The organism is Mesorhizobium sp. M1143, from assembly GCF_040318435.1.
Classification (GTDB): Bacteria; Pseudomonadota; Alphaproteobacteria; order Rhizobiales; family Rhizobiaceae; genus Mesorhizobium.
In genome coordinates, this window is sequence record NZ_JAMYMJ010000007.1 from 153,243 (window position 1) to 176,762 (window position 23,520).

Here is a 23,520-nt window from a genome sequence, read left to right on the forward strand (position 1 = left end):
TCCTAGACTGGCCAGGCATAGGGTTCACCGAAGCCGTTCTCGATGGTTTCCACTTTCGGATTGTCCGTCGAAATGCCCGACACGCCGACAATATGGGCGCGGGTGACGAAGGCCTGGCCACGGAAGCCGAACACGGCGCTGTCGCCAGGCTTCGGCGCGTTCGCGCCGGCGGCATCGATCATGGCGTAATAGTCGATCGCCGAGGGCGGCGGCACCTCGACGCTGCGCAGTGCCGAGCCTGCCGTTGTCGGTTCAGCCGAGACGATCGCCTTGACGTCGTAGTCGGGGAAGATCGGATCGATGTAGAAGCCGCCGCCAAGGCAATAGGCCTTGCCGCCGGAGAGATGCGAGACCTCGGCGAGATAGAGCACCGCCGGCAGCTCCGGCAAATCTTCCATGACATGCAGCGCGGTGGTGCCATGTAGTCCATTGCCGGGCTCGCACTGCGTCGCGCCGGCCTCGGCGAGTGCCGCCAGCATAACGCTCGACGTGGTGCCCGGCGCGTTGATCTCAATGTCCTTGCGGCCTGCCTTAGCCAGCGCTTCCGCAGCTTTCGCGAGCGTCGCCAGATTGGGGGTCGGCAGCACTTTTCGCGAAGCATGGTCGAACAGCAGAGCAGGGAAAGTGGTGATGCCGGCGAAACGGCCGCCTTCGACGGCATCCAGCCGGTCGGCGACATCGATAATGTCGGCGGCATTGAAACCGCCTTCATGGCCGCGATAGAAGATATCGCCTTCGGCGGCGATGCGGGCCAGCAGATGCTGCACATAGCCGGCCGCCTTGGCGCCTGTTGCCGCTTCCCCAGCCTTGGTATCATTGAACACGGTCCAGTAGTCCGGCTTGAAGGTTTTCGCCGCAGCCGCCGCTTCGAATTTTGCGACCTGCTGGAGATGGCCGAGATGGCCAAGCTTCATGCCTGCCTTGTGGGTGGCGCGGGCGCAAGCCATGTCGACGGCGACCGCGCGGTCAATGCCGCCGCGCATCACAGCCCGGCAGAACGACGAGGAGCGGCCGACCTGCTTGGTCATGGCGAAGATCTTCAGGCCGTTGCGGTTGGCCTCGCTCTTGAGAACCCGCGCATTGGCCTCAACCGTGTCGAGATCGAGCACATAAGCATTGGCCGGCAGCTTACCTTGCTGGTGCAACCGGATAGCTGATTCGATGAAGGCGGGGTTGCGGCGGCGCAAAATGTCGAGAAACATGGATGGCTTCCTTCAGCGGTTCTTTTCGCGCAGCGACACGGCGACTGCGGTCAGGATGATGAGGCCGCGCACGATCATCTGGTCGGAGACCGACAGGCCCATCAGGATCAGGCCGTTGTTGAGCATGCCCATCATCAACGAGCCGACCAGCGCGCCGACCACGGAGCCCTTGCCGCCATTGAGCAGCGTGCCGCCGACGATGACGGCGGCGATGACCGTCATCAGGTCGGTTTCGCCGAGAGTATATTTCGCCGCCTGCAGGCGACCGGCATAGAGCAAGCCGGCAAGACCGGCGAGCCCGCCGCTGATGGTCAGCACGGCGAGCCTGATCCTGGGCACGCTGATGCCCGATACGCTTGCGGCGCGGGCATTGTCGCCGGTCGCCAGCACATGCGCGCCGAAACGGGTTTCGCGGAACACCAGGTGGCCGATGGCCACGGCAATCACCGACCACCAGACGAGTGAGGGGACACCGAGCAGCGAGCCGGAACCGAAGAAGCCGGTGAACGCTTCGTTGGTCACCGAGATCGAGCGAAGGTCTGTCATCGAACGCGAAACGCCGGCGAACAGGCCGAGCGTCGCCAGCGTCACCAGGAAGGAGGGCAGCCTGACATACGCCACCAGCACGCCGTTGATGACGCCGATCAGCAGGCCGGCGCCGAGGCCGGCGACTATCCCTGCCGGCATGCCGTACGCGTTGATGGTGACGGCGGCTGCAAGGGCCGCCACCGCCACGATCGAGCCGATCGACAAATCTATTTCGCCGGCCGACATGACGAAGACCAGGCCGATGGCCATGATCGTCACCGGCGTCGTCTGCAACACGATGTTCGATAAGTTTCGGACGGTGAGGAAGCCGCTGTCCCTCAGCACAATGGCGAAGAACAGGAAGATCGCCAGGAAACCGAGGTAGACGACATATTGCTGCAGATTGAAGCGGCTGGCGAAGCTGCTACCGGCGCTGGTGTTGGCACTGGACATTTTATTCCTCCGGTGGTGAGCGCTTCGCCTCGAGCCTATTTCACCGCGTCCGCGATAGCCGCCGGTACGTCCCTGTTGAGGGACTTCTTCCAACCGTCCTTCACCGTGTCCTTGGTGACGGCGATGGAATCTACGGCATAGAATGGTTCGGCCTTCTTGCCGACCAGAGAACCTGCCGAGGCGCGCGCCAGCGTCACGCCAATGCTGTAGGCCTCGTCGGCGACGAGGGCCGCGATGTTGCCGCCCTTGACCATGTCGAGCGCGGCAGGCTCATTGAGGTCGAGCGTGACAATCTTGGTGTGCGTGTTGCCGGCACCGCGCAAGGCCGAAAGCACGCTCAGCGCCGGTTCGGCCCAGGTGACATAGATGCCGTCCAGGTCCGGATGCTGGGTGATCATCGCCTGGGCGATGTCTTCGCTGCGCGCCGGGTCGGCCATGCCGGCCTCGGCCTCGATCTTCATATCGGGATAGTCCTGCTCGATGGTCTTCTTGAAGGCCTGGTCGCGCTGGTTGGTGACGTAGAAGTCGGCATCGTGGAAGATGTAGCCGACCTTGCCTTTCTTGCCGAGCGCCTCGGCCATGGCGATGCCGGCCTTGTTGCCCATCTGAAAGAGATCGTCGGAGACGATGGTGACATAGTCCCTGCCCTGCTTGTAGCCGGCCGGGGAATTGTCGACGAAGCCGAGCTTGACGCCGGCCTGTCGTGCCGGATCGTAGACCGAAGCTGCAGTCGCCGGATCGACGGGAAGCGACAGGATGATCGACGGCTTTTTGGCCATCACCGTCTCGATATCGGCCTTCTGTCGCGCGGCGTCGAAACCGGCATCGGTCTGCGCCACCACCTCGATGCCGAGGCGCTTGAATTCGTCATGGGCGCCGGCATTGACGGCGTTGGTGTATTCGCTCATCTCGTGCCAGACGAGGGCGGCGGTGAACTTGCCGTCCTTGATCTGCTGCTCTTCGGCTGGCGTCAGCGTAAGACTGCTCGCCGGCACCGGCTTTTCACCATTCGGTCCTGTGGTGACGCCTTCGGCGGCGAAGGCGTGCATGGCTAGCAGGCTCGCCACCGTCGTTATGATTGCAGATGCTATGCGCATGTCCCGATTCCCCTTTTTGTTGTCGAAGAAAAGCTCCGGTGCGGCGGGCCGCGCCGGAGCGAGAGCCTTACTTGAACGCGTCGAGCACCGGCTGCGGCGCGTCGCGGTTGAGCGAGTCCTTCCAGCCCTGCGCGACATTCTCCTTGGTGACGGTCAGGGCCGGGGCGACGACGAAGGCTGGTGTCGGCTGGCCAAGCAGCGACTTCATGCCGGAAGCAGCCATGGCGCGGCCGAGTTCATAGGCCTTGTCGGCGACGAGGGCTGCGACATTGCCGCCCTTGACCATGTCGAGCGCGACCGGCTCGGCGAGGTCGAGCGTGACGATCTTGGTCCTGGCGTTGCCGGCGCCGCGTAGCGCCGACAGCACGCCGTCGGCCGGCTCGGCCCAGGTCACGTAGATGCCGTCGAGATCGGGATGTTGCAAAAGCATCGCGTTGGCCAGTTCCTCGGCGCGGGCCGGGTCGGATATGCCCTGTTCGGCGACGATCTTGATGTCGGGATAGACCTTCTCGATGGTGGTCTTGAAGGCTTGGTCGCGCTGGTTGGTGACGTAGTAGGCAGCGTCGTGGAAAATGTAGCCGACCTTGCCCTTGCCGCCGATCGCCTTGGCCATCGCGTCCGCAGCCTGCTTGCCCATCTGGAATAGATCGTCAGTCACGATCGAAGCGTAGTCGGTGCCCTGCTTGTAGTCCTTGGGCAAGTTGGACAGGAACACCAGCTTGGTGCCGTCCTTGACCGCCTGGCGGAAGGCTTCTGCCGAGGTGACCGGGTCGAGCGGCAGCGCCAAGATGACGTTGGGCTTGGCGGCCAACGCCGTCTCGATGTCGCTGCGCTGGCGGGCGGAGTCGAACTGGGCATCCGTTTTGACCGCAATGGTGATACCGGCGCGGGCGAATTCGTCGGTGGCGCCGGCGGTTACCGCATTGGTGAAATCGGACGAGGTGTGCCAGAGCAAGGCAGCCTTGTAGCCCTTGTCCTTGAGCGCGGCGATGTCGGCATCGCTTAGGATCACCTCGGCGCTCGGCGTGGCGCTCTCGCCCTGCGGGCCGACCGTCTGTGCGAAAGCTGGGTTGGCGGCAAGCATCAATCCGCCGGCAAAGGCGGCGGCGATCAGTGTCTTCATCGGCATGTCAGTTCTCCCATTTTGCTTCGTTGGTGGTTCAGTCGGCCACGCCGCAATAGCGGGCCATGAAGGCGGCGAAGCCGACTATGCCGGCGAAATATTCCTCGACATCCACGTGCTCCTCGAATGTGTGGCAATTCCTGATGTCGCCGGGCGCGCAATAGACGGCAGGAATACCGAGCTGATTGATGATGAAGGGGGACTCCGACCAGAACGGTGCGCCCTCGATGACGCCGCGTCCGCTCATTGCGCCAGCCATCGCGTCGGACAGCATGGCGACTTCTGCCCGCGTTTCGCCGATCTCGGCAGCGGTGCCGCCCAGCCTGTGGTCGCGGCCGGCGGGGTAGGCGAACTCTACCGAAATATCCGGATCGGCGATCGCGCCGCGCACGGCAGCCTCGATCTCGGCGGCGGCGGTGTCGAGGTCCTCGCCAGGCAACAGCTTGCGGATCAGCGAGAGCGTGCAGCGCTCGGGAACGGCAATGTAGCCGCCGCCGGCAAGCCCGGTGATAAGCAGGAAGCCGCGCCCGACCAGTTTGTGCTCGGCGCGCGCGGCGACCTCATCCGAATGCTTCCAAAGCGCCGTCATCGCGGCATGGCTTGCACGGAGCGCATCCTTGCCGAGTTCTGGCACACCGAAATAGGCGGATTTGCCGGTAATCGAGATATCGGTGATGAAGAAGCCGATCTGTGCCGCATAGACGGCCAGGCGGGTCGGCTCGACATAGACGCTGAAATCGGGTGCTGTGACCTCGCCGGTCTCGATGCGTCCGACGAAGTGCTTGATCCCGGCGGAAATGCCGGTGCCGGGCTGGCCGCTCTCCTCGTCGCCGACGAAGGCAAAGGCGACGTCGCCCTTGAGGCGAACGCCGGCCTTGTCGAGCAGCGCGAGTGCCGCCAGCGAAGCAATGATGCCGGCCTTGAGGTCGCCGGAGCCTCGGCCCCAGACAGCACCATCAATGATCGGGGCGGCGAACGGATCCTCACGCTCGGTGCCTGCCCAATGCTCGCGCCAGCCGTCGACATGGACGGTGTCGGTATGGCCGATGAACAGCAGGCGCTTTCCCTGGTCGGCCCCCTTGCGCTCGCCCCAGATGTTGGGCCGCCCAGGAAGGAATTCCGTCCTGGTCAGGCCGCTGAGGTCAAGGTCGCGCATCCTGGCTTCGAGGAAGTCGACGAAGTTGGCTTCGTTGCCGGTGATGCTCTCTCGGCCGATGGCGCCGCGAAACAGCGTTAGTGCGTCGTCACGGTCGAGCGCTGCCTGCAGGCGGGCGGTAATATTGCAAGTCATATCGCGGCCTCCTTCAGCGCGGCGGCCTGGGCAGGCGGCAGCGAAATCCGGCCATCAGGCGCGTCGACGCCGAACAGCGTGTTGTGCAATTGGCCAAGGCCGATTGCCGCCGCGCCGATGAGGGCTGCGCGTGCGCCGAGTTCGCTCGCCTCGACCCTGACCGGATAGGGGAAGCATAGCGGCAGAAGCGCCTGCACCCTGGACAGGATTTCGGGCCGCAACCCAATCGAGCCGCCGAGGATAAACTTTTCTGGATTGGCGATCGCTGCGATTGCCGCAACGCCTTGCGCCAGATGGCGGGCAGTTTCGTCGAGCACGGTGAGCGCGTCCTTGTCGCCAAGCGCGGCATTCTCGAATATTGCCGGCACCGAGACCTGCCTGCCGGTGAGGGCGTGGTAGCGATCGGTCATGGCGTGGGTGGCCACCGCGCGTTCGAATGCGCCGGTGCGCAGTGATTCCTCGGCGAAGGGATCGGCGCCGATCGGCATAAAACCGATCTCGCCGGCGGCGTGCCCAGCACCCCGCACCAGATGGCCGCCCAGCATCAGCCCGCTGCCGATGCCGGTGCCGAGCGCGATGTAGGCGAGATTGTCGATGCCCTGGCCTTGGCCGAGCCAGTTCTCGCCAAGCACCGCGAGATTGACGTCGTTCTCGATCATCACCGCGACGCCGAGCGCTTCTTCGAAGGCATCCAGCACATTCATTGTGTCGAAGCCGGCAATGTTCGGCGCCATTAGAATGCGGCCGGTGGCCGGGTCAGGAGCGCCAGGCGCGCCGATGACGGCCAGGCGTATCTTCTTGCGCGCGACGTGCTGTCTGGCCGCGGCATCGAAGGCCAGCGCTGCAATCTGATCGACGACGAACTGGCCGCCGCGCGGATCGGTCGGTGTGGCGGCTTCGGCAAAGATCTGGCAGGCAAGGTCGGTCAGCGCGACCCGCACCTTGGTACCGCCAAGGTCGACGGCGATGATATAGGCTGCGTCGTGGACCAGTTCGTAGGTGACGGCGGTGCGCCCGACATGGCCGCTGGTGCGGCCGGTTTCCTGGACCCAGCCCTCCTGCTCGAGCCCGCGCATGATTTCGGAGATGGTCTGCTTCGACAGGCCCGTCAGCTTGGCGATCGAGGCGCGCGAGATCGGCCCGCCCTGGACGATCGCTTCCATCACGGAGCGCTGTGAGAACTGACGGGATATGCGCGGCAGGTCAGTCACATCGAACCCCGGTTAATTCGTTCTGTGACCGAACTTATTATTCGGAACTGGACCTGTCAATGTATGTTCGCGAGCGGCGGTTTTTGCGTACGCGAACATTGATCCGGAGGCAGGATTCAGGCGCGTTGCTGCCGTTCGGCAGAAGATAAATGCGGTCAGGGAGTGGCTGGATCAGCTTCTTGAGTCAATTGGGCGAACAGCTTCGTAGCGCATTGACAAATAATGATCATGCTAGTCTCTGAGGGGCACTGTTTTCTACAGGAGATCAATACAGCGGATGGTTCGCCGGTCCACACCTCTCGTATTCTCTCGTATGGGTCTGTCGAACCATGGGACGATGAACGAGACTAACTATTGGCTTCGAGAATATCGGTGATGTACTGCGGGTCTGCCTCCCAGTGAATGGCTCAAATGGGGCCGGCAGCGGAACATCCGCTTACGGTTTGCAAACGTGGATAACTGCCATACCGCCTTAACTCGCAAAGACCCGTTTGACGCCAACTGGGCTGGCCCGAAGCCGACCTCTCCGTCCAGCATAGTCCGATCATATTCGGCGCAAGCTGCTCGCTTGAACCGTGGGATAGAATTCCGCCAATCTCGACCCGCCTATGCCTGGGGTGGCCCTGCTCACGATCACGAGCGTAGCGCCGTCTTCCGAATGGCCGGGTAGGGCTGGAGAAATCGCCGCCGAACCTTCTCGACCAGCCATTCTCCGGCTTTGGCAAAAAGCCGGTTCGAAGGCTTTCCCGCCATGTGGCGTTGCCTTTCGCAAAGACCGGTCACCCGACTTTGAATAGCACTTGCAGGCACGTGGTTGCCAGGCGCCCACCGAACTTGACAAGCAGTCTTGCAGGAACTGCGTCGAGCACTGAACGTTTGACCCAAGCGCGGGCATCTCCGCCTTGGCTAAGGACCATCAATGTTCACGTTCATGTTTGCCACCGGCATCGAGAACAGCACCCCCACCATTCGACAAGGCCGGGAGCGCGTCGACGAAATGGAAAAATGCCGCTTCTACGAACGATGGCGCACCGACTTCGAACTGGTCCAGGATCTCGGGGTGCATTTCCTCCGCTACGGACCTCCCATCCACAAAACGTGGCTGGGTGATGGACGTTATGATTGGGCATTCGCCGATGAGACCTTCGCGGACCTGAAGGAGAAAGACATTCTTCCGATCGTCGACCTTTGCCATTTTGGCGTGCCGGACTGGGTTGGCAACTTCCAGAACCCGGACTTTCCGACACTATTCGAGCACTACGCCAGGGATTTCGCGATGCGCTATCCGTGGATCCAGCTCTTCACCCCAATAAATGAGATGTTCATCTGCGCCACCTTTTCGGCTCGCTGGGGATGGTGGAACGAACAACTGAGCAGCGACACTGCTTTCGTCACCGCCCTCAAGCACATCGTGAAGGCGAACGTGCTTGCCATGCGGGCGATCCTCGAAGTGCGGCCGGACGCCATCTTCATACAGAGCGAATCCTCGGAATACTTCCACGCCGATTCTCCCGAGGCGGTCGGCAGAGCGGAACGGTTCAACAGCGAGCGTTTCCTGTCGCTTGATCTCAACTACGGTCATGACGTCGACGCGCACACCTATCGCTATCTTCTCGAAAACGGGATGACGGCCGAAGAATACAGTTTCTTCCTGGAGAGCCATCTGCGCAGGCATTGCGTGATGGGCACCGACTATTACCAGACCAACGAACATCGGGTTTGGGCAGACGGAACGACGTCCGGGTCCGGCGAGGTGTTTGGCTATGACGAGATCACGCGGCAGTACTTCAACCGCTACCGGCTTCCCGTAATGCATACGGAGACCAACATCAGCGAAGGCCCCAATGGAGACGAGGCCGTCTATTGGCTGTGGAAAGAGTGGGCCAACGTGCTGCGGATCCGCAACGATGGCATCCCCATCGTAGGCTTCACCTGGTACTCGCTGACGGATCAGGTGGACTGGGACAGTGCGCTTCGGGAGAACAACGAACGGATCAATCCGCTCGGCCTCTATGACCTCGACCGAAATCCGAGGGCGGTGGGGCGCGCTTTCAAGGGGCTGATCGCGAACTGGAACAAGCTGCTGGCCACACAAAGTGTCTGCCTTGCTTTGCCGGTCTTTCTTCCCTCACAGCAAGACGATGCCATTGTTCGCGCGCAACAGGATTATGCGCGCAGCCTGCTGAGCGTGGATCGGGTCGCTGAAGGCTGGACTGAACCACTTGCTGCTCCCCAGAAAGAGGTCGAACCCGATGCGCCTGGATAACAAGACTGCATTGTAACCGGTGCTGCAAGCGGCATTGGACTGGCCATCGCCATGCGGTTGGGCACCGAAGGTGCACGGGTGAGCCGACGTGGGTGGAGGCAAGGTCGAGAAGGCGCGCATCGGTTCGACAAGGGGCGCGCCGGGGAGGCCGCTATCACGGTGCTGTCGACTTGCGCTCACGCGTTCGGCAGGTTGGTGATAATCGTCAACAACGCGCCGGCCTGATAATCTTTAACCATTGAGGCATTCACTAGAGCGGGCTGGCTGAAGGTGCTGAGCGTCGACCTGCTGGGAGCAATTTATTTCGCCGGAAAGGCATTCGCTCATATGACATCTGGCGGCGTCATCGTAAAACATATTGAGTGTGCGCGGTCGAGACGAGCTCCGCATGTCGAGCTATACGCCGCGGCAAAGGCCACCCTCCTGTCTCTAACCGAGACCCGACGCAGTTCGCACCTTGGCCGACTGGGCATGAATCCGGACGATTACCGAACCAAATGGAACCTGCCTCGCAATTACCCGATGGTGGCACCCAACTATTCGGGAAGCGTTCCGCATATCGCCTCTAACACCCAGTAGCGGACAGCTCTCGCCTGAGGCGTCAGTCGTCGTTGAAGCGCTCCGGCATCGCATTCGAGGCCAAGGCTGGTGCACAAGGATCATGACATCGAATTCCACTCTTTACAGGAACAAGTGCCTTTCCTCGGGATTAGGATTCGACGCCGCAACGGCGTCGAACCCCAAAGGAGACTCACATGAAACGTAAGATTTTGACAGCTACAGCGATCTCTCTCTGTCTCGCCACCGCGGCCTTGGCGCAGTCGTCGGGAACATCCAGCGGCACGAACGGAACTTCCGGCTCATCGGCCGGGTCGGGTATGAGCTCTACGTCCCGCTCCGGCCAAAGCGGTATCCCGAGCGGCTGGGACAGCAAGCTCTCCGGCTCATTCTTCAGCGACGCCAATTCGGGAAGACTTCTGTCGCAGGATGAGATCCGCAAGAACTGGTCGTCCCTGAGCTCTGAACAGCAGGCACAGGTTCGCTCCGACTGCTCGAGAATGACGGCCAGTAACGGCACTGGCTCTGGCACAATGACCGGCACGTCAGGTAGCTCGGCTTCGACCGGCAGTGATACAACGGCGAGTATCGGCACCGGCTCTGGCACAGCCACCGGCACTTCAGGCAGCTCTGGTTCGACCGGCAGTAACACCACGGCCAGCAACAGCACTGGTTCGGGTACAACCACCGGCACGTCGGGATCCTCGAATACAGCTGGCGATACGACCGCCAGCACCAGCACGGGTTCGGGCGCGAACTCGGCTGCTCAAATGGCTTCGATGCGGCAACTCTGCACTCAGGTTCAAGGGATGTGAGTGAATGCGGCGCTCCGGGCCGGCTTGGCCGGAATAAGAAGAGGCCTTGAAGGCCCGGGCATCGCTTTGGTTTGGTAGCCATTTCGGCGCTGAAGTCGGCCGGAGATCGGGGTGACAACTCGGCGCTTGTCGCGCTGCTTTTCTATCGCCGGCGACCGTCCCTCGCCAATAGCGCGCTTCGCGTCGAGACACTTCTCCCGGCCGAGGCAAGCGAGATTCCGTCCCGTCCATACCTGCCAAGATAGACCGTCTCGCGGCGTCCGTTGAGCCTGTAATCCAGCCGAAAGGAGATCGCGCCACTGGGCATGACGCGAACATATATGCCGTCGCGGTCCGCAATCTAGATTTTCTCTTTTGGTTTCAGTGCCTTAAGGGCGGCATCCGTCAGCATACCCATTGCCTTCTGAAAAGTACCGTCAGTACAATTTCGAGGCTGCGTGGCAGGAAATTCCTTTTTTTTCTTCAATGCCTTAGGCAGAAAAAAGTACCGTCACGAGCCTCGTTGGCTCCTACGGTACTTGGAAAAACTCGGGTGGGCAATGTGCGGAAGGGTCCGTCAACCGGTCCGTCAAAGTTAATCTTTGCGTACCGATTGTCGCTGATTGTACGTGAAGGATTTATTTTTGTTTTCAGTAGGTTACATCGCAGATCGGCATATTTCGGCGGCGTTTGAGTGGGCCTGAATCACTCCCACTCGATGGTGCCTGGCGGCTTTGACGTCACGTCGTAGACGACGCGGTTGATGCCGCGGACTTCGTTGATGATGCGGGTGGCCGCCGCGCCGAGGAAAGCCATGTCGTAGTGGTAGAAGTCGGCGGTCATGCCGTCGACGGACGTCACGGCGCGCAGGGCGCAGACGAATTCGTAGGTGCGGCCGTCGCCCATCACACCGACGGTCTGCACCGGAAGCAGCACGGCGAAAGCCTGCCAGATGGCGTCGTAGAGGCCGGCCTTGCGGATCTCGTCGAGATAGATGGCGTCGGCCTCGCGCAGGATTTCGAGCTTTTCGCGGGTGATACCGCCGGGGCAGCGGATGGCAAGGCCTGGTCCGGGGAACGGATGGCGGCCAATAAAACTTTCGGGCAGGCCGAGTTCCTTGCCCAGTGCCCTCACCTCGTCCTTGAACAGTTCGCGCAGCGGCTCGACCAGCTGCATGTTCATGCGCGCCGGCAGGCCGCCGACATTGTGGTGCGACTTGATGGTCACCGACGGGCCGCCGGTGAAGGAGACGCTCTCGATGACGTCGGGATAGAGCGTGCCTTGCGCCAGGAAATCGGCGCCGCCGAGTTTCTTGGCCTCTTCCTCGAACACTTCGATGAACAGCCGGCCGATGGTCTTGCGCTTCTTCTCGGGGTCGGACTCGCCTTCCAGCGCCGAGATGAATTTTTCCGACGCGTCGACCAGGATCAGCGGCAGATTGTAGTGCTGGCGGAACATCGCCACCACGCCGGCCGCCTCGTCCTTGCGCATAAGGCCATGGTCGACGAGGATGCAGGTCAGCTGGTCGCCGACCGCTTCGTGGATCAAAAGTGCGGCGACCGAGGAATCCACGCCACCCGACAGCGCGCAGATGACCTTGCCCTTGCCGACCTGCTTGCGAATGGTTTCGACCGCATGCTCGCGATAGGCGCGCATCGTCCAGTCGCCTTCGATGCCGGCGATGTTGTGGACGAAGTTCCGGAGCAGCCTGGCGCCATCCGGCGTATGCACCACCTCCGGATGGAACATGATGCCGTACATCTTGCGCGCGACATTGCCGAAGATGGCGAAGGGCGAGCCTTCCGACTTGCCGAAGACTTCGAACCCCTTGGGCAGCGAGATGACGCGGTCGCCATGGCTCATCCACACCTGGTGACGCTGGCCGGGCGCCCACAGGCCTTCGAACAGCGGGCTGTCCTTTTCGATCTCGACGAAGGCGCGGCCGAATTCGCGATGGTTAGAGCTTTCGGCGACGCCGCCCATCTGCACGCACATGGCCATCTGGCCGTAGCAGATACCGAGCACCGGCACGCCGGCATCGAAGACGATCTGCGGAGCGCGCGGGCTGCCGATGTCTGATGTCGAGGCGGGACCGCCCGACAGGATCACGGCTTTTGGATTGATACGCTTGAAGGCAGCTTCGGCCGATTGAAACGGCACGATCTCGGAAAACACGCCGGCCTCGCGGATGCGGCGGGCGATGAGCTGCGTAAACTGACTGCCGAAATCGACAATCAGGACTGTATCGGGATGATTGGCTGTCGTCATGGCGAGCCTTTAGAGAAAGAAACGAGTCGGCGCAATGGGGTGCGTAGCCCGACTTTCAGAGCGCTGCCGGCTCTTGCCCAGGCTGCTCCTTGTGTAGCGTGCCGGAGCCGATGGCCTGTTCGAGGCGCACGACTGCATCCGCCAGCTTCTCGTCGATGACATGCAGATATTCGGTCCAGTCTCCAACGTGGCGCAGATCGGCTGCACCGTCTGAAATGCCGCGCAGGCCGATAAGCGGGACATCGAACAACTGGCAGGCGCGCAGGCAGGCGAAGGTTTCCATGTCGACCATGTCGGCGGCGATGGCGTCATAGGCGGCACCGGTGATGATGGCGCCGCCGGTCGACAGGCTGGCTTCTTTAATGCCCGGTATCCTGAACGGCAGCGGCACTGTCACCGGCAGGTCGAGAAACGGCGTAACCCCTTTCTCGAAGCCCAGCGGCGAAGCGTCGATGTCGCGATAGCTGACCGAGACCGCCTGGTAGATTTGCGTCTGTTCAAGCGTGCGGCTGCCGGCGGAGCCGAGCGAGACGACGAGATCGGGCAACGCCTTCTCGGATTTCAGCCATGACAGTTCGGCGCCGAGCCGCACACCTGCCTCTACCGGGCCGACGCCCGTCATCAGCGGCGTGAACAGTTTTTGCAGATGCGGACCGTACTCGGCCTGCGCCGCCATGACGAAAAGTACGTCCTTGCCGCCAATTCGCGACACTTTGCCGGTCATGAATTCGACTCCCTCGGCTGCGGAACAAAAAGGGCGGTGCTCTCGTCGGCTGCCGGCCCTTCGCTATGGCTCCGGGTCGCTCGAAAAGCCAATTTGGGGGCTTTTCGTCGGTTACACGGACCACTCCTCATCCCGCTATCCCGTCACGGCCAACCACCGTCATCATCGTGCCGGTCATGGTCGCGATCAGCTTGGCCTCGCCATCGGCGGCAAAGGCGTACGCCTGGCCATCGGCGACAATGATGGTGCGGCCGGGTTTGGTCACCGAGCCGCGGAACAGGAAGCGTTCGCCCCGGCCGGGCGCCAGGAGGTTGACCTTGAATTCGATGGTCAGCACGCCGGAATTTTCCGGCATCAGCGAGAACGCGGCATAGCCGCAGGCCGAGTCCAGCGCCGTCGAAATCACCCCGGCATGGAGGAAACCGTGCTGCTGGGTCAGTGCCTGGGAATAGGGCATTTCGATCTCGATGATGCCCGGCGTCACAAGGGTCAGCTCGGCGCCAATGGTCGCCATCGCCTGCTGGCGGGCGAACGACGCCCTGACGCGGTCCTCATAATCGGGTGCGGGTACGATCTTTGCTGCCATGGCCATCGCCCTGATTTATCTGCAAAGCTTATCGCAGACGCCTGAACGCCACGCAAATGCTTTTGCTGCACTGCAGCAAAGCACTCAGTTCAACAGGAGCAGCGACGCATTGAGCAAGGTGGCGAAGGCCACCCATAGGGCATAGGGCGCAAACAGCCAGCCGGAAACCCGGTCGCGGTTCCACACCGTGGCTATGAACAGCGCAATGCTGGCGAGAAGAGCCAGGATCACGACCAGTGCCGGCGCCACCAGTTTGGCGCCGAAGAAAGTCGGCGACCAGGCGAAGTTCAGAACAAGCTGGAGGGCCCAGATCTTCATCGCGGCGCCTGCTCGTTCCCGCTCCCATGTCCGCCAGCCGGCCACGGCGATCAGCACATAGAGGAGCGTCCAGGCCGGCGCGAAGACCCAGTTGGGCGGGTTGAAGGGCGGCTTGGCGAGCGAGGCATACCATTCACCCGGCAGCGTCGCATAGCCGATCAACAGGCCGCCGCCGAGCACCAGAAGGAGGAAAAGCAGAAGCGACACATATCTTTGCAAGAATTCTACCCCGTCTGGCGGCCGACGCCGCGCATCTGCAACTGGAGCGCTATGTCAGCCTGTCAATCGCAGCGTCAATTCGCCCGACGCAGCGCACAGAAATAGAAGCCGTCGGTGCCGCTCAGAGCCGGCGACAGCGAGATATCGCTTGTCTTGCCGATCCGGGCGGCCGCTGCGTGACCGGGGAAGCTGGCATCCCAAAGCGCGCGATGATCGACCGGAACGAAGCCCTTGTGCCGTTCGCGAAAGGCGGCGACCTGCTCGCCATTCTCCTCGTCGAACACCGAACAGGTGATGTAGACCAGCAGGCCGCCCGGTTTGACATAGGCCTTCGCCGCATCGAGGATCGCCGACTGCTCGCCCTTGCGGGCATCGAGCTGTCTTTGCGTCAGCCGCCATTTGGCGTCGGGACGGCGCCGCCAGGTGCCGCTGCCGGTGCAGGGCGCATCGACCAGCACAATGTCCATATGGCCCACGAGGGGGCTGAGTTCAGCCGGCTTGGTGACGACCTGCACGTTGCGGTTTTCCGAACGGCGGATGCGGTCGAAGATCGGCGCCAGTCGCGCCTTTTCGGCATCATGGGCGAAGACCTGGCCTTTGTTGGCCATCGCCGCAGACAGCGCCAGCGTCTTGCCGCCGGCGCCGGCGCAGAAGTCGAGCACCTGCATGCCGGCCTGCGCGCCGGCAAGGGCGGCAACGATCTGCGAACCCTCGTCCTGGACCTCGAACCAGCCTTTCTGGAAGGCCGGCTCGGCCTGTACGTTCGGGTGCCTGCCGTCGCCGTCGATGGGCGGGATGCGAATGCCTTGCGGCGCGATAGCAGCCGGTTTGGCGCCGGTGTCGGCGAGTTCAGCCAGCACTTTGGCGCGGTCGGATTGCAGCGTGTTGACCCTGATGTCGAGCGGCGGGCGGGTCGCCAAGGCAGCACCTTCCGCGACCCAGCCTGCGCCAAAGGCTCGTTCGAACAACGGCGCGCACCAGTCGGGTACGTCCGCTCGCACCGCCTCCGGCGCGCCTTCAGGCCGGCGCTCGGCCAGCGCCTGCAACTCGGCGGCGCTGAGCAGCGGCGGCGCGAACTTGTCACCCTGGAGCGCATCGTTAAGCGATTGCGGCGTCTGGCCCCATTCGATGAGCAGCGCGCCGAAGCCGATGGCGCGGGGCGTGTCTTCACCCAAAAGCCAGCCGGCGGAACGTTTGTGGCGCAGCGCGTCGTAGACGATGTTGCCGATCGCCGCGCGGTCGCCGCCGCCCGCAAAGCGATGCGACAGGCCCCAATCTTTCAGCGCATCGGCCACCGGCCGGTGGCGCCGGCCAATGTCGTCCAGCACTTCAATGGCTGCCGCCAGCCGTCCGCCCAGTCGCATTCGTCATTCCATCTATCGAGCACAGTATCTTTCGGCCTGCTCTTAGAGCGTTTCGCGTCGAGATTGAACCCCGCTTGAATTTCGCGGCGACGAGGCCTTCCGCTCGCGGCGACGATTTTCCCCGCCGGCAAATGTCCGCCCGCCGGCGATAACAAATCTCAAATATATGCAAGGTCTCTAATGTTGGTAACTGGCCGCCGTAAGCACGATCTGTGGCGCAATTGCTCTGCTTTCCAAGCTTTTGCGTTGGGAATACTCTTTGCGCCATGATTCGCGGCGCGGAAAAGCGGACCGACGGATCGATACGAGGAGAGGGCAATGAAAACGTATCTTGCGGAAGTTCTAGGGACATTTCTATTGGTGTTTATCGGCACGGCGTCGGTGGCGACGGGTGGCTTTCTCGCCGACTTGCCGCTGGGCCAGGAAGCCATCGGCCTGGCGTTCGGCATCGGCCTGATTGCGGCGGCTTACGCGGTGGGTCCCATCTCAGGCGCACATCTCAACCCGGCCGTCACGCTCGGCGTCTTCCTTGCCGGCCGGCTGCCGGCCAAGGATGTCATTCCTTACTGGATCGCGCAGATCATCGGCGCCATTCTGGCCTCGCTGGCCCTGTGGATCATCGTCTCCGGCCAGACCGGCGGGCACACCACCGGTTTCGGCGCCAATGGCTGGGACGTGGCGAAATGGGGGACGAGTTCGGCCTTCCTGTGGGAGCTGATCGGCACCTTCACCTTCGTCACCGTCATCCTCGGCGTCACCGCCGAGAAGCACTCGACGGCGTTCGCCGGCCTGGTCATCGGCCTGACACTGGCCGGACTGCACTTCGCAATGATCCCGGTGACCGGCACCTCGCTCAATCCGGCGCGTTCGATCGGCCCGTCGCTGTTTACCGGCGGCGCAGCCCTCAGCCAGCTCTGGCTGTTCATCGTTGCGCCGCTGATCGGCGGCGCAATCGCTGGCGTCGTCGCCAAGGCACGCATCTTCGAAAAGGACTGATTTCGAAGCCTGCGAAAACGAAGGGGGCGGGCCTCGGCCCGCGCCTTTTTGCTTGGGAGGCACTGCTATCAGGCGGCGATGTCGAAACGGTCGGCGTTCATCACCTTGGTCCACGCCTTGACGAAATCACCGACGAATTTCTGCCCGGCATCCGCCGACCCGTAGACCTCGGCCAGCGCGCGCAGCTGCGCATGCGAGCCGAAGATCAGGTCGGCGCGCGTGGCGGTCCACCTGACCGCCCTGGTCTTGCGGTCGCGTGCTTCGTAGACCTCATGCGAGCCCGGGTCGGAGGCCGGATCCCAGATGGTGCTCATCGAGAGCAGGTTGACGAAGAAGTCGTTCGTCAGCGTGCCCGGCCTGTCGGTCAACACACCATGCTTCGAGCCGCCGGTGTTGGCGCCGAGCACGCGCAGGCCACCAACCAGCACCGTCATCTCCGGCGCCGTCAGGTTGAGCAGTTGCGCCCGGTCGACCAGCATGGCTTCGACCGACATCGGCGGTTTGCCCCTGACATAGTTGCGGAAGCCGTCAATTTTCGGCTCGAGCGCCGCAAAGGAATGGACGTCGGTCTGCGCCTGCGAGGCGTCGGTGCGGCCGGGCGTGAAGGGAACCTTCACCGCATTGCCGCCATCCGTTGCGGCTTTCTCGACCGCGGCGACGCCGCCGAGCACGATGAGGTCGGCCAGCGAGACCTTCTTGCCGCTTGCGTTGAACTCGTTCTGGATGGCTTCGAGCTTCGCCAGCACGGTAGCCAGTTCGACAGGCTGGTTGACCTCCCAGTCCTTCTGCGGCGCCAGGCGAATGCGCGCGCCATTGGCGCCGCCGCGCTTGTCGGAGTTGCGGAAGGTCGAGGCCGAGGCCCAGGCGGTCGAGACCAATTGCGAAACGCTGAGGCCCGAAGCCAGGATCTTGGCCTTCAGCAATGCGATGTCCTGGTCGCTGACCAGCTCATGGTCGACGGCCGGAACCGGATCCTGCCAGATCAGCTCTTCCTTCGGCACCAACGGGCCGAGATACCGCACGACCGGCCCCATGTCGCGATGGGTGAGCTTGTACCAGGCACGGGCGAAGGCATCGGCGAACTGCTCCGGATGCTCATGGAAGCGGCGCGAGATCTTCTCATAGGCCGGGTCGGCCCGCAGCGCGAGGTCGGTGGTCAGCATTGCCGGCGCATGACGCTTCGAGGGATTGTGCGCGTCCGGCACCGTAACCGCGCCAGAGCCGCCCTTCGGCGTCCACTGATGGGCCCCGGCCGGGCTCGTGGTCAGCTCCCATTCGAAGTTGAAGAGATTGTCGAAGAAGTTGTTGCTCCACTTGGTCGGCGTCGTCGTCCAGGTAACTTCGAGGCCGGACGTGATCGCATCGCCGGCAATGCCGGTGGCATGCTTGCTCGACCAGCCGAGGCCCTGCGCCTCGATGCCCGCGCCTTCCGGCTCGGCGCCGACCAGTGTTGCATCACCGGCGCCATGGGTCTTGCCGAAGGTGTGGCCGCCGGCGATCAGCGCCACGGTTTCCTCATCGTTCATTGCCATGCGTCCGAAGGTCTCGCGGATGTCGCGGGCCGAGGCCAGCGGATCCGGCTTGCCGTTCGGCCCTTCCGGGTTGACGTAGATCAGGCCCATCTGCACCGCGCCGAGATGGCCGTGCAACTCACGGTCGCCGGAATAGCGCTGGTCGTCGAGCCACTTGGTTTCCGAACCCCAGTCGACATCCTGCTCGGGCTCCCAGACATCGGCGCGGCCACCGGCAAAGCCAAAGGTCTTGAAGCCCATCGATTCCAGCGCGACGTTGCCGGTGAGAATCAACAGGTCGGCCCAGGAGATCTTGCGGCCGTATTTCTGCTTGACCGGCCACAAAAGCCGGCGCGCCTTGTCGAGATTGGCGTTGTCCGGCCAGCTGTTCAGCGGCGCGAAACGCTGCTGGCCCGCACCGGCGCCACCCCGGCCGTCGCCGATGCGATAGGTGCCGGCGCTGTGCCAGGCCATGCGGATGAACAGCGGCCCGTAATGGCCGAAATCGGCCGGCCACCAATCCTGCGAATCCGTCATCACCTTGTGCAAATCCTCGATCACCGCGTCGAGGTCGAGCGTCTTGAACTCCGCGGCGTAGTCGAAAGCTTCGCCCATCGGGTCCGAAAGGCTCGACTGCTGGTGGAGAACGCCGATGTCGAGCTGGTTCGGCCACCAGTCGCGGTTGGTCCTGGCGGAGGTTCCATGCGCGACCGGGCATTTGCCGGCGCTGTTGTCGTCGGTCATCGCGTCCATCTTGGCCTCCGAATTGCTGATTTTATGTGTTGTTTTTTCCGGGCCGGCCGGGAGCCGCGCCACTCTGGAATGGTTCCAGACTAAGCCGTCTCTTCGATAAAAACAAATTGCCTTTCCTGTTTGTTGCGATAGGCTTTCCTTATGATTGGCTTGACCGTGCGGCAGATGCAATATTTCGAGGCTTTGGCGCAAACGCTGCATTTCGGCCGCGCCGCAAAACTCGCCGGCGTCAGCCAGCCGGCGCTGTCCGCGCAGATCGCCGAGATGGAGCAAAGGCTGAACTGCCGGCTGTTCGAGCGCGGCGGCAAGACGGTGCGGATGACGGAAGAGGCGCAAGCGCTGCTGCCACGCATCGAGCGCATCCTGCGCGACATCAGTGATGTCGAGACGACGGCCCGGCGCGGCCGCCCGGCCATGGAAGGCCGCTTCCGGCTGGGCATCATCCCGACCGTGGCGCCGTATCTTTTGCCGCATGTGCTCCCGGAGCTGAAGCGGCATTTTCCGTCCCTGCAGCTCGAACTGCGCGAAGCAGTGACGGCATCACTGGTCGAGGACACGGCAACCGGACGGCTCGACGCCTTCATCGCCGCGCTGCCGCTCGAGCAGCCGGGCCTGGTCACCGAGGAACTGTTCGCCGACCGCTTCTTCCTCGCCGTGCCAGCCGGAGATCCAGCCTTCGCCTCGCCACCGGTGCCGCCGGAAAGCCCGGCGCTGGAGCGGTTGATGCTTTTGGAGGAAGGCCACTGCCTGCGCGAACAGGCGCTGGCCCTGTGCGGCAGCGTGCGTCCCGTAGCAATGGCAAGCTACGGCGCCACCAGCCTGACGACGCTGCTGCAGATGGTGGCGCATGGTCTCGGCGTCACGCTCATCCCCGAAATGGCGGCAAGGCCGGCCAGCGCCATGCCGGACCTCAAGATCGTGCCGTTCCAGGAGCCAATGCCGCAACGCACGATCTGCCTCGCCTGGCGCCGCAACAAGGTGCGGCATGATGAATGCGTGGAACTGGCGAAGATCATTCGGGGGTTGGATGCGGCGGTGCTGGGGGTGTGAGTCGTTTGGGTCTTGGATGGCGCCTTGGGAACCCCGAAAAGAAACTCAAATCAGGCGCGTTCGAGAATACCCGCCTTGACGGCTGGTCGCCAGATCGCACCAAAGCCTCAAGGGATAAATACCAGAAATACATACGCGAAAAATACCACGGCATGGACGATTCCGGTCAGGAAGGTCGTCCTTTCGTTGCTAAAGCTTACGCCGCATATGAAAAGCGCTAAAACCAAAAGCACTGCATCAGCCTCCGGCAGCCCCAGGGTTAACCCTCGCCCCGTCAGCAGGCTGGCTGCTGCGACCGCCGGTATTGTCAAACCAATCGTGGCGCAGGCCGAACCCATTGCGACATTCAGCCCGCGCTGCAGCTCGTTGTTGAGTGAAGCGCGAACCGCCGAAATGGCCTCCGGCATCAAAACCAGACCCGCGATCATTGCTCCCACAATGCTGTCAGCCTGGGCCACCTGGTAGGCAACGAGCGCATCTTCCACACTTGCGGCGACCTGCTCGGCGAGCATGACAATTCCGATCAGTCCGATGACCAGGAGCAGAGCGCTGGAAGAGACGCTTTTGTGAGGGGCGGTTCGCGCCGGAACGTCGTGTGCCAGTCCTTCGATGAAGTCGTCCCGGTGCCGGACGGTTTGCGCGAACACAAAACTTGCATAGAGCAGCACAGAAAGTACGCTCACAAAACCAAGTTGAGCTGCTGAAAATGTGCCGGGATCGGTGGTCCGTGTATAGGTCGGCAGGATAAGCGTCATGACGGTCAGTGCGACCAGAACGGCCAGATATGCGCTGGTCCCTTGCCGGACAATTGCCTGCTTGCGGTGACGCCAGCCGCCAAACGTGAGACACATTCCGACAACGCCCGTGGAGGCAATCATCACCGTCGAGAAGACGGACTCACGTGCAAGCGTGGGGTTGTTCTCTCCATGCAGCATCATGGAAACGATGATCGACACCTCGATAGCCGTCACGGCAAAAGTCAGCACCAATGTGCCGTAGGGCTCTCCCACACGGTGGGCAACCGCCTCGGCGTGGTCGAGCACCACGAAAATGGTGATGAACATGATCGCACTCGAAAGCGCTCCGACGAGGACCCTGACGCTCTGCGAACCTTCGTCCACCGATAGCCCGCTGGCTCTGACCGCAACGGCCATCGCGACGGCAGCCAATGGCATCGCATAGGACGTCACCAATCGTGCGAAACCAGTCATTCAAGCCCCCATGCGTTTCTGCGAACCTTGCGGCAGGCCTGTATGGAGCACCCCGATGTCATTGCGAAGCCGGCAATCTCCATCACCGGCCTCAGCCCCTCAAGCCGTCTTCTGCACCACCAGCCCCAGTTCCTCCATCATCGCCTCGCGCATCAAAAACTTCTGCGGCTTGCCCGTCACCGTCATCGGCAGTTCGGTGCGGAAGCGGATGTAGCGGGGGATTTTGTAGTGGGCGATCTGGCCGGCGCAGAAATTCTTGATCTCCTGCTCGGTGGCGATCTGGTTGGGCTTCAGCACGATCCAGGCGCACAGCTCCTCGCCATATTTGGCGTCGGGAATGCCGAACACCTGCACCTCCTTGACCTTGGGATGGCGGTAGAGGAATTCCTCGACCTCTCTGGGATAGACGTTTTCGCCGCCGCGGATGACCATGTCCTTGACCCGGCCGACAATGTTGCAATAGCCCTCGGCGTCGATGGTGGCGAGATCACCGGTGTGCATCCAGCCGTCGGCGTCGATCGCCTCGCGGGTTTTTTCCGCGTCGTCCCAGTAGCCTTTCATGACGGAATAGCCGCGGGTGCACAGCTCACCCGGCGCGCCGACGGCGACGGTGGCGCCCTCGGCGTCGATGGCCTTGACCTCGACATGCGGATGGATGCGGCCGACAGTGGAGACGCGTTTTTCCAGCGGATCGTCGACGCTGCTCTGGAACGAGACCGGGCTGGTCTCGGTCATGCCGTAGGCGATGGTCACCTCTTCCATATGCATCAGCGACACCACCTTCTTCATCACCTCGATCGGGCATGGCGAGCCCGCCATGATGCCGGTGCGCAGGCTGGACAGATCGAAGCTGGTGAAGTCGGCGTGGTCGAGCATGGCGACGAACATGGTCGGCACGCCGTAGAGGCCGGTGCAGCGTTCCTGCGCCACCGCCTTCAGCGTCGCGCCGGCGTCAAAACCCTCGCCAGGAAACACCATGGTCGCGCCCTTGGTAACGCAGCCCATCGTGCCCATCGACATGCCGAAGCAGTGGTAGAGCGGCACCGGGATGCAGAGCCGGTCGTCGACGGTGAGCTTGATCGCAGCGGTGACGAAATTGCCATTGTTGACGATGTTGGTGTGGGTCAGCGTCGCGCCCTTGGGCGCGCCCGTCGTGCCTGATGTGAACTGGATGTTGATGGCCTCGCCCGGCTTCAGCCCTTCGGAGATGCGGTCGAGGCTGTCATGCTCGTCGCGGCCGGCCATCGACAGCACATCGGCGAAATTGAACATGCCGGGCGAGTTGTCGTCGCCCATGCGAATGACGATCTTCAGCGCCGGCAATTTCTGCGCCCTGAGCTTGCCGGGGGTGGCCCTGGCCAGCTCCGGCGCCAGCGTCTCGAGCATGCCGAGATAGTCAGAGGTCTTGAAGCTGGCGGCGGTGACCAGCGCCTTGCAGCCGACCTTGTTGAGGGCATATTCCAGCTCCGTCAGCCGGTAGGCCGGGTTGATGTTGACCAAGATCAGGCCGATCCGAGCGGTGGCGAACTGGGTGACCAGCCATTCCCAGCGGTTAGGCGACCAGATGCCGACACGGTCGCCTTTTTCGAGGCCAAGCGCCAGGAAGCCGGCGGCGAGCGTATCGACCGTGTCCGACAGTTCGCTCCAGGTGAAGCGCTTGTCCTGGCCGACGAAGACGGCAGCATCCTGCGTGGCGTATTTGCTGACCGTGCCGGAGAAAAGCTGAGGGATCGTCTTGTCGAGCAGCGACGGGGTGCGCTCGCCGGAGACATGCGCCCTGCCATCGATCGGCGCGATGAACGCCCTGCCGCGCCCGCGCAGATTGGTGGCGTTCTTGAGCTCGTCGAGATTGATCGCCATCGCCGTCTCCTCCCGATGAGTGAGCCTAGCAGCCTGATGGGGTGGTGGAAAGTACAGGCGGTTTCCCTCCCCTCGAGGGGAGGGTGCCTCCCGAAGCGCGGGGGGTGGGGTGTGGCTCGTATACACATCACCCCGCC

At 62.7% G+C, this 23,520-nt stretch carries 19 protein-coding genes and 1 pseudogene; 4 read left to right on the forward strand and 16 right to left on the reverse strand.

The window, feature by feature from the left end; translation table 11 throughout:
- Positions 1–2 precede the first annotated feature (2 nt).
- The 6 genes from NKH35_RS08595 to NKH35_RS08620 form a co-directional block, all read right to left on the reverse strand.
- Positions 3–1,202, reverse strand: a complete 1,200-nt coding sequence (locus NKH35_RS08595; RefSeq protein ID WP_023818638.1) for an alanine racemase — start codon at positions 1,200–1,202, stop codon at positions 3–5.
- Positions 1,203–1,214: 12 nt separating this feature from the next.
- Complete coding sequence (locus NKH35_RS08600; protein WP_023686847.1) at positions 1,215–2,183, reverse strand: ABC transporter permease; 969 nt, start codon at positions 2,181–2,183, stop codon at positions 1,215–1,217.
- Between the two features lie 35 nt (positions 2,184–2,218).
- Positions 2,219–3,280, reverse strand: a complete 1,062-nt coding sequence (locus NKH35_RS08605) for a substrate-binding domain-containing protein (protein WP_023735717.1) — start codon at positions 3,278–3,280, stop codon at positions 2,219–2,221.
- Between the two features lie 67 nt (positions 3,281–3,347).
- Positions 3,348–4,409 (reverse strand): substrate-binding domain-containing protein, encoded by a 1,062-nt coding sequence (locus NKH35_RS08610; protein ID WP_031249128.1) that lies wholly within the window; start codon positions 4,407–4,409, stop codon positions 3,348–3,350.
- 31 nt (positions 4,410–4,440) lie between these two features.
- Complete coding sequence (locus tag NKH35_RS08615) at positions 4,441–5,694, reverse strand: M20 family metallopeptidase (protein ID WP_023695126.1); 1,254 nt, start codon at positions 5,692–5,694, stop codon at positions 4,441–4,443.
- Positions 5,691–6,905, reverse strand: a complete 1,215-nt coding sequence (locus NKH35_RS08620) for an ROK family transcriptional regulator (RefSeq protein WP_023732327.1) — start codon at positions 6,903–6,905, stop codon at positions 5,691–5,693. Before NKH35_RS08620 ends, NKH35_RS08615 begins: the two co-directional genes overlap by 4 nt.
- 919 nt (positions 6,906–7,824) lie before the next feature.
- On the opposite strand from NKH35_RS08620, the gene NKH35_RS08625 reads away from it, so the two are divergent.
- Entirely contained in the window at positions 7,825–9,171 is a 1,347-nt protein-coding gene (locus NKH35_RS08625) for a family 1 glycosylhydrolase (RefSeq protein WP_023732328.1), read from the forward strand.
- 237 nt (positions 9,172–9,408) lie between these two features.
- A complete protein-coding gene (locus tag NKH35_RS32015; protein WP_460221634.1) occupies positions 9,409–9,750 on the forward strand; it encodes an SDR family oxidoreductase in 342 nt (113 codons plus the stop codon).
- Positions 9,751–9,922: 172 nt separating this feature from the next.
- Here NKH35_RS32015 and NKH35_RS08640 read toward each other — a convergent pair whose 3' ends face one another.
- The 7 genes and pseudogenes from NKH35_RS08640 to NKH35_RS08670 form a co-directional block, all read right to left on the reverse strand.
- Positions 9,923–10,465, reverse strand: a complete 543-nt coding sequence (locus NKH35_RS08640) for a protein TonB (protein WP_352914163.1) — start codon at positions 10,463–10,465, stop codon at positions 9,923–9,925.
- A gap of 195 nt (positions 10,466–10,660) precedes the next feature.
- Positions 10,661–10,884 (reverse strand): annotated as a pseudogene (locus NKH35_RS08645) (Arm DNA-binding domain-containing protein); the annotation flags it as partial.
- Positions 10,885–11,228: 344 nt separating this feature from the next.
- Positions 11,229–12,791 carry a glutamine-hydrolyzing GMP synthase gene (guaA, locus tag NKH35_RS08650; RefSeq protein WP_023732330.1) on the reverse strand — a complete coding sequence of 521 codons (1,563 nt, stop codon included), beginning with the start codon at positions 12,789–12,791 and terminating at the stop codon, positions 11,229–11,231.
- A gap of 55 nt (positions 12,792–12,846) precedes the next feature.
- Positions 12,847–13,515: a 5'-methylthioadenosine/S-adenosylhomocysteine nucleosidase gene (locus tag NKH35_RS08655; protein WP_023732331.1), complete on the reverse strand. Its 669-nt coding sequence runs from the start codon at positions 13,513–13,515 to the stop codon at positions 12,847–12,849.
- A 127-nt stretch (positions 13,516–13,642) separates the two neighbouring features.
- Positions 13,643–14,101 (reverse strand): PaaI family thioesterase, encoded by a 459-nt coding sequence (locus NKH35_RS08660; protein WP_023701303.1) that lies wholly within the window; start codon positions 14,099–14,101, stop codon positions 13,643–13,645.
- Positions 14,102–14,185: 84 nt separating this feature from the next.
- Entirely contained in the window at positions 14,186–14,638 is a 453-nt protein-coding gene (locus tag NKH35_RS08665; protein WP_023732332.1) for a TspO/MBR family protein, read from the reverse strand.
- Between the two features lie 74 nt (positions 14,639–14,712).
- On the reverse strand, positions 14,713–16,002 hold the full coding sequence (locus tag NKH35_RS08670; RefSeq protein WP_023732333.1) for an RsmB/NOP family class I SAM-dependent RNA methyltransferase: 1,290 nt from the start codon (positions 16,000–16,002) through the stop codon (positions 14,713–14,715).
- A gap of 318 nt (positions 16,003–16,320) precedes the next feature.
- Here NKH35_RS08670 and NKH35_RS08675 point away from each other — a divergent pair, with 318 nt between their 5' ends.
- Positions 16,321–16,998, forward strand: a complete 678-nt coding sequence (locus NKH35_RS08675; protein WP_023732334.1) for an MIP family channel protein — start codon at positions 16,321–16,323, stop codon at positions 16,996–16,998.
- A 68-nt stretch (positions 16,999–17,066) separates the two neighbouring features.
- Here NKH35_RS08675 and katG read toward each other — a convergent pair whose 3' ends face one another.
- Positions 17,067–19,262, reverse strand: coding sequence for a catalase/peroxidase HPI (katG, locus tag NKH35_RS08680; RefSeq protein WP_023732335.1), 2,196 nt, complete (start codon positions 19,260–19,262; stop codon positions 17,067–17,069).
- Between the two features lie 141 nt (positions 19,263–19,403).
- On the opposite strand from katG, the gene NKH35_RS08685 reads away from it, so the two are divergent.
- A complete protein-coding gene (locus NKH35_RS08685) occupies positions 19,404–20,312 on the forward strand; it encodes a hydrogen peroxide-inducible genes activator (RefSeq protein ID WP_023667719.1) in 909 nt (302 codons plus the stop codon).
- A gap of 107 nt (positions 20,313–20,419) precedes the next feature.
- Here the strand turns inward: NKH35_RS08685 and NKH35_RS08690 are convergent, their stop codons facing one another.
- Positions 20,420–21,523 (reverse strand): calcium:cation antiporter, encoded by a 1,104-nt coding sequence (locus NKH35_RS08690; protein ID WP_023732336.1) that lies wholly within the window; start codon positions 21,521–21,523, stop codon positions 20,420–20,422.
- A 99-nt stretch (positions 21,524–21,622) separates the two neighbouring features.
- Positions 21,623–23,383 carry an AMP-binding protein gene (locus tag NKH35_RS08695; protein ID WP_023815115.1) on the reverse strand — a complete coding sequence of 587 codons (1,761 nt, stop codon included), beginning with the start codon at positions 23,381–23,383 and terminating at the stop codon, positions 21,623–21,625.
- Positions 23,384–23,520 lie beyond the last annotated feature (137 nt).